This window comes from Streptomyces sp. WM6378 (assembly GCF_001279695.1).
Lineage (GTDB): Bacteria > Actinomycetota > Actinomycetes > Streptomycetales > Streptomycetaceae > Streptomyces.
In genome coordinates this window covers 36,012-42,376 of sequence record NZ_LGDD01000329.1, presented here as the reverse complement: position 1 = coordinate 42,376, position 6,365 = coordinate 36,012, and the positions used below count along the sequence as shown (strand labels likewise).

The following is a 6,365-nucleotide window of genomic DNA, read 5'->3' as shown; positions in this document are numbered from 1 at the left end:
CCAGTCCCGGCAGCCTCCCACCATGTTGGACCCCCCCCCGACCCCCCCCCGCCCCCCCATTCCGGCGACCCCCCCCGCCGCTCCTTCCGTGGCGCCCGCACCGCGCCAAGTCCCGGCTCTGTGGCTGGCGTTGATGGCCACCCCGGCCGCCGCGAGCGCCAACGGCCCCGTCCTGATCCTCCCCGGCATGGCCCGCTCGCTGGGCGTCTCGCCGGCCGGCGCGACCTGGCTCGTGACCGTCTTCGCCTGGGCCATGGCGGTGGGCACCCCGCTGATGGCGGGCCTGCTGCGGCGCCGCGGCCTCGGCGCCATGCTCAAGGTGAGCGCCGCCCTGATCGCGGCCGGCACCGCCGTCCTCGCGGCAGCGCCCTGGCTGCCCCTGGCCATGGCCGGCCGGGCCGCCCAGGCCGCGGGCGCCGCGGGCCTCATCGCCGCGGCCATGAGCCTGGCGGGCTCGGTCCGGCGGATGGGCGTGATCGCGGCGGGCTTCGGCGCGCTGGGCGCGGTCGGCCCGCTGCTCGGGTCCGTGATCGCGGACGCCGCCTCCTGGCGCCTTTCGCTGGCCGTCGGCGCCGTCGCCCTCCTCGCCCTGCCCGCGGTCGTGCGCCGCGCCGACCTGTCCGCGCCGCCGCGGAGCACCCCCTTCGACGGCCGGGGCGCCGCCCTCCTCGTCCTGGCGGTGACGGCCCTCGTGCTCGTGCCGCGCTACCCGCTTCCGGCGGTGGCCGCCTCGCTGGCGACGGCCGCGCTGCTCGCCCTGCACATCCGGTCCCACCCCACCGGTTTCGTGCCGGTCGCCCTGCTGCGCACGCGCGCCTTCGTCCTCTCCGCCGTGCTCGCGTGCACGCTCGCGACCTCGTACTTCGCGCTGCTCTTCACCGTTCCGCAGCTGCTGCGCGACCGCACCGACTGGTCGGCCGCCACCATCGGGACCGGCCAGTTGGTCGCCCTGCTCGCCGGGTCCGCGCTCTCCATGGCGCTCGCCGCGGCCTCGGCCCGCATGAGCCGTCGGCGCGTCCTGACCATCCTGCTCGCCGTCGGCGCGCTCGCCCCGCTCACCGCCGCGCTGACCCCCTGGGCGCCGCTGCTCCTGCTGGTCGCGACGCTGGCGCTGCTCGCCACCAGCACCGGCCAGGCGACCCTCTCGGTGTACGCGACCACGGCCGCGCCGACCGCCCAGCGCTCCACCGCGATCGGCCTGTTCAACCTCTGCTACCAGCTCGGCGGCGCCTTCGGCCCGGCGATCGCGGCGGCCGTCGCCCTGGGCGGCTGAAGCGTTCCGGGCCTGGTCACAGGGCCTGTACCGAGTGATCGCTCAGAGCGAACACCGCTTGGGGAACATTCCTCGACTCAGCTGCATTGAGTCGGCATAGCTCAACTTGACTGCCGAAGGGGAGATCATGGCTACCGAGTCCACGGCGTACACACCGACCGACCTGCCCGTGCTGCCGCTCGACGACGAGGTCGTGCTGCCCGGCATGGTGGTTCCGCTGGACCTGTCCGATGCCGAGGTGCGGGCCGCCGTCGAGGCCGCGCAGGCCGCCGCGCGGCCCGAGCAGGGGAAGCCGCAGGTGCTGCTCGTGCCGCGGATCGACGGAACGTACGCCGGGACCGGTGTGCTCGGGACCGTCGAGCAGGTCGGCCGGCTCTCCGACGGCGACCCCGGTGCCCTCATCCGGGGCCGCCACCGCGTGCGGATCGGATCCGGCACCACCGGGCCCGGGGCCGCGCTGTGGGTGGAAGGTACACGGATCGAGGAGACGCTGCCCGAACCGCTGCCGGGCCAGGTGACCGAGCTGGTCAAGGAGTACAAGGCGCTCGCCACCGACTGGCTGAAGAAGCGCGGGGCCTGGCAGGTCGTCGACCGGGTCCAGCAGATCGAGGGCGTCTCGACGCTCGCCGACAACTCCGGCTACTCGCCGTTCCTCACCACCGCCCAGAAGGTCGAGCTCCTGGAGACGAGCGACCCGGTCGCCCGCCTCAAGCTCGCCACCGAGCAGCTCCGCGAGCACCTCGCCGAACAGGACGTCGCCGAGTCCATCGCCAAGGACGTACAGGAAGGCGTGGACAAGCAGCAGCGCGAGTTCCTGCTGCGTCGCCAGCTCGATGCCGTGCGCAAGGAGCTGCGCGAGCTCAACGGTGAGAGCGGCGAGGAGGACGAGAGCGACGACTACCGTGCCCGCGTCGAGGCCGCCGACCTGCCCGAGAAGGTCCGCGAGGCCGCCCTGAAGGAGGTCGACAAGCTGGAGCGTTCCAGCGACCAGTCGCCCGAGGGCTCCTGGATCCGCACCTGGCTCGACACCGTCCTCGAACTGCCCTGGAACGAGACCACCGAGGACGTCTACGACATCCGTGGCGCCCGCGCGATCCTCGACGCCGAGCACGCCGGCCTGAAGGACGTGAAGGAGCGCATCACCGAATACCTGGCCGTGCGCAAGCGGCGCGCCGACCGGGGCCTGGGAGTGGTCGGCGGGCGGCGCGGGGGCGCGGTTCTGGCGCTCGTCGGCCCGCCCGGCGTCGGCAAGACCTCGCTCGGCGAGTCCGTGGCCCACGCCATGGGGCGCAAGTTCGTACGCGTCGCACTCGGCGGCGTACGCGACGAGGCCGAGATCCGCGGCCACCGGCGCACCTACGTCGGCGCCCTGCCCGGCCGGATCGTACGGGCCATCAAGGAGGCCGGGTCCATGAACCCGGTCGTGCTGCTCGACGAGATCGACAAGGTGGGCTCCGACTTCCGGGGCGACCCGGCCGCCGCCCTGCTCGAAGTCCTCGACCCGGCGCAGAACCACACCTTCCGCGACCACTACCTGGAGGTCGAGCTCGACCTGAGCGACGTGGTGTTCCTCGCCACCGCCAACGTCCTCGAAGCCATCCCCGAGGCGCTGCTCGACCGCATGGAGCTGGTCCGCCTCGACGGCTACACCGAGGACGAGAAGGTCGTCATCGCCCGGGACCACCTGCTGCCGCGCCAGCTGGAGCGGGCCGGTCTGGAGCCCGGCGAGGTCGTCCTCGAAGACGCCTCGCTGCGCAAGCTCGCGGGGGAGTACACCCGGGAGGCGGGCGTACGGAACCTGGAGCGCTCGATCGCCCGGCTGCTCCGCAAGGTGGCCGCCCAGCACGAACTGGACCAGCAGGAGCTCCCGTTCACCATCACCCCGGACGGGCTGCGGAGCCTGATCGGGCGTCCGCACCACGTGCCCGAGTCCGCCCAGGACCCGGCCGAGCGGCGCACCGCGGTGCCGGGCGTGGCCACCGGCCTCGCCGTCACCGGGGCCGGCGGCGACGTCCTGTTCGTCGAGGCCTCCCTCGCCGACCCGGAGACGGGCGCGGCGGGCCTGACCCTCACCGGTCAGCTCGGCGACGTGATGAAGGAGTCCGCGCAGATCGCGCTGAGCTTCCTGCGCTCGCACGGGGCCGAACTGGAGCTTCCCGTGGGGGACTTGAAGGACCGGGGCGTGCACGTCCACTTCCCGGCGGGCGCGGTCCCCAAGGACGGCCCGAGCGCCGGCATCACGCTGGTCACCGCGCTGTCCTCACTGCTCTCGGGGCGGCAGGTCCGCACCGACGTGGCGATGACCGGTGAGGTGTCGCTGACCGGGCGTGTGCTGCCGATCGGAGGCCTCAAGCAGAAGCTGCTCGCCGCGCACCGGGCCGGGATCACGACCGTGGTGATCCCCAAGCGGAACGAGGCGGACCTGGACGACGTCCCGGCGGAGGTTCTGGAGAAGCTGGAGGTCCACCCCGTGACGGACGTCCGCCAGGTCCTGGAGATCGCGCTCTCCCCGGCGGAGGTCGCGGTAGCCGCTGCTGCCTGAGTGCCGGCTACGCCGTGGTGGCCCGCTCGTACACCGAGCGGGCCTTCGCGTCGAACAGGGCCGCCGTCGACTGGTCGTCCGTGTCGCCGCCGCTCAACACGCCGATGATCCGGCCCGGTTGGTCCGGGCCCCGGTAGCCGGTCAGCCAGGGGCTGCCGCTCGTGCCGACCCAGAAGCCGCCGCACTCCATGCGCATCATCGCGGGCTCGTCGGGGTCCCGGTGGACGTCGGTGGTGCACATGACCGGCCGGTTGTCGGGGTTGTGGTTCTCCTCCGGGTAACCGACGACGGTGACCCGCTGGTCGGGGCCCGCGCCCCACTCGGGCGTCGAGGCGCCGACCACGCTCTGTACGCTGCGGCCCCGTGCGTCCGGCGCGACCGTGAGGAAGGCGTAGTCCACCGCGTCGCTCTGCTCCGAGGTCCACTCGTCGTCGACCTGGACGGCCCGCACCTTCCACTTCCCGTACGGGTACGTCCCCTTCGCCGCCCCCGAGAAGCCCGGCGCGAACTCCAGGGAGTCGAGCGGCTCGCCGGCCGTGCAGTGCGCGGCGGTGGCGATGACGTTGCCGCGCGGGCTGTCCACCACGCTGGCCGTGCAGGAGTGGCCGTCGCCGTTGACCAGCACGCCGACCGACGCCACCTTCGCGGCCGGGACGGCGCTGGTCTGGGTGCCGGGCTGCGCGGCCTGCGGGGCGGCGCTCGGGGAACTCTCCGGCTGCGGCTCCGAGGCCGCGGGCCTGTCGCACCCCGCACCGCCGACGGCGACGACCGCGGCCAGGGCCACCGCCCGGAACACCACTCCCAACCTGCGCATGCCCCCCATCCTTACGCATGCCGCGCGCGAGATGGGGTCAGATGTGCGAGTCGTGCTCCGTACGGTCACGAGGAAGGGCCCCCGGCTACGCAGCGCCGGGGGCCCCGCTCGTGCGACGCGGACCGGATCAGCCGGTGGCGAGCGCCCGCAGCCGGTCGTACGCCCCGTTGAACCTGGAGTGGTCGCCGACCGTCGGGCCGGACGAGGTGTACTGCCACATCGTGTAGTAGCCCCAGCCGGCCGGCAGGGTGCCGGGGTCGGTGTTGTAGCGCGCGATCCAGAGCGGGTTGGTGGAGCCGAAGGCGGCGGAGTTGCCGGTGCACTCGCTCCACCAGCTGGCCGCGGTGTAGATCACCGCGTCGCGCCCGGTGCGGGCCTTGTACCGGTTGACGAAGTCGTGGATCCAGCCGACCATCTCGGCATCCGACTTGCCGTAACAGGCGTCGCCGTACGGGTTCCACTCGATGTCGAGCGCGCCCGGCAGCGTCCGCCCGTCGCGGGACCAGCCGCCGCCGTGGTCCACGAAGTAGTCCGCCTGCGCGGCGCCGCCCGTCGTGTCGGGGGTGGCGAAGTGGTAGGAGCCGCGGATCATGCCGACGTTGTACGAGCCGTTGTACTGCTGGGCGAAGTCGGGGTTGGTGTAGTACGTGCCCTCGGTGGCCTTGACGTAGGCCCACTTCACGCCGCTGTTCCACAGGGTGGGCCAGGCGACGCTGCCGTTGTGGCTGCTGGTGTCGACGCCCTCCGTCTGCACGGCCTGCACCGCGGGCACGTCGCGGGTGTCGCCGGGCAGACCGCCCACCCCGTCGTGCTTGGCGACGCCCATGCCCAGGGTCGCGGAGCCGCGTGCCGGGGTGTCGGCGGCGTCCGACGTTCCGGTGGAGCCGAGGACGAGGGCGAGTGAGGAGAGGAGGATCCCGGCCGCGGCAATGGGTCCGCGGCGGGCCGTTCCGGATCTGTGCACGGGCATTGCGTGCCTCCGAAAGGCTCGGTGGGGCTTGGGACTTGACGGCCTGGGTCGACATGCCGACGTATCGCTGTGGACATGTCAGAGACGACGCTACGCACGTAGACCGCTGGCGCGAAAGAGGCTTCAGGTTATGCCGTTGGTTCAGACCTATGGTGGTGGCGACACGCTGCGGGAACGGCGTGGCCTGGAAGAAACTTTCATCCCGCGTTGGCTCCGGCGTCATGGCCGCTCCCGGCCGGGGCGGGCACCTCGGCGTGCCGGCCGCACAGCATGCTGGGAAATACTGTGCCGTCACGACACACCTACGGCATGGGAGCCGATGTGCACGGTCCGGACCAGGAGTTCCTCGCGCTCGAACGCGAGCTGGCCGTCTTCCTGCGGCGGGCCAGGGCCTCGTCCGGCGAGATGGCCCGCGAGGTCCACCCCGATCTCGAACCGGCGGCGTACGGACTGCTGGTGCGCCTGGACGAGGCAGGCCCGCAGCGGGCCACCGAACTCGCCGGCTTCTTCGGCGTGGGCAAGGCGACGATGAGCCGCCAGCTGCACGCCCTGGAGGACCTGGGCCTGGTGGCCCGAGAGCCCGACCCGGCGGACGGCCGCGCCTCCCTGGTCCGCATCACGGGAGAGGGCACGGCGCGGTTCGGCCGGGTGCGCGACGCCCGCCGCGAACGCTACGTGCGCAAGCTGGCGGACTGGGACCGGGCGGAGATCTCGGAACTGGCCAGGCTGCTGCACCAGCTGAACGCGGCGGCGGAGGGGTAGCCGC

Annotated in this window: 5 protein-coding genes; 3 read left to right on the top strand and 2 right to left on the bottom strand. The window is 73.1% G+C overall.

The genetic code is table 11. From position 1 onward, the window contains the following. Window positions 1-88 precede the first annotated feature (88 nt). Together ADK54_RS36370 and lon are read left to right on the top strand one after the other, a co-directional pair. Window positions 89-1,273: an MFS transporter gene (locus tag ADK54_RS36370; RefSeq protein WP_234392352.1), complete on the top strand. Its 1,185-nt coding sequence runs from the start codon at window positions 89-91 to the stop codon at window positions 1,271-1,273. A gap of 127 nt (window positions 1,274-1,400) precedes the next feature. Further along, a complete protein-coding gene (gene lon, locus ADK54_RS36365; protein ID WP_053730084.1) occupies window positions 1,401-3,815 on the top strand; it encodes an endopeptidase La in 2,415 nt (804 codons plus the stop codon). A 7-nt stretch (window positions 3,816-3,822) separates the two neighbouring features. Here the strand turns inward: lon and ADK54_RS36360 are convergent, their stop codons facing one another. Together ADK54_RS36360 and ADK54_RS36355 are read right to left on the bottom strand one after the other, a co-directional pair. Then, window positions 3,823-4,629 carry a trypsin-like serine peptidase gene (locus tag ADK54_RS36360; RefSeq protein ID WP_107090702.1) on the bottom strand — a complete coding sequence of 269 codons (807 nt, stop codon included), beginning with the start codon at window positions 4,627-4,629 and terminating at the stop codon, window positions 3,823-3,825. Between the two features lie 127 nt (window positions 4,630-4,756). Continuing rightward, on the bottom strand, window positions 4,757-5,599 hold the full coding sequence (locus ADK54_RS36355; RefSeq protein WP_053730082.1) for a lysozyme: 843 nt from the start codon (window positions 5,597-5,599) through the stop codon (window positions 4,757-4,759). 309 nt (window positions 5,600-5,908) lie between these two features. Between ADK54_RS36355 and ADK54_RS36350 the strand changes: the two genes are divergently transcribed. Continuing rightward, window positions 5,909-6,361 carry a MarR family winged helix-turn-helix transcriptional regulator gene (locus tag ADK54_RS36350; protein WP_107090701.1) on the top strand — a complete coding sequence of 151 codons (453 nt, stop codon included), beginning with the start codon at window positions 5,909-5,911 and terminating at the stop codon, window positions 6,359-6,361. The last annotated feature ends 4 nt before the right edge of the window (window positions 6,362-6,365 follow it).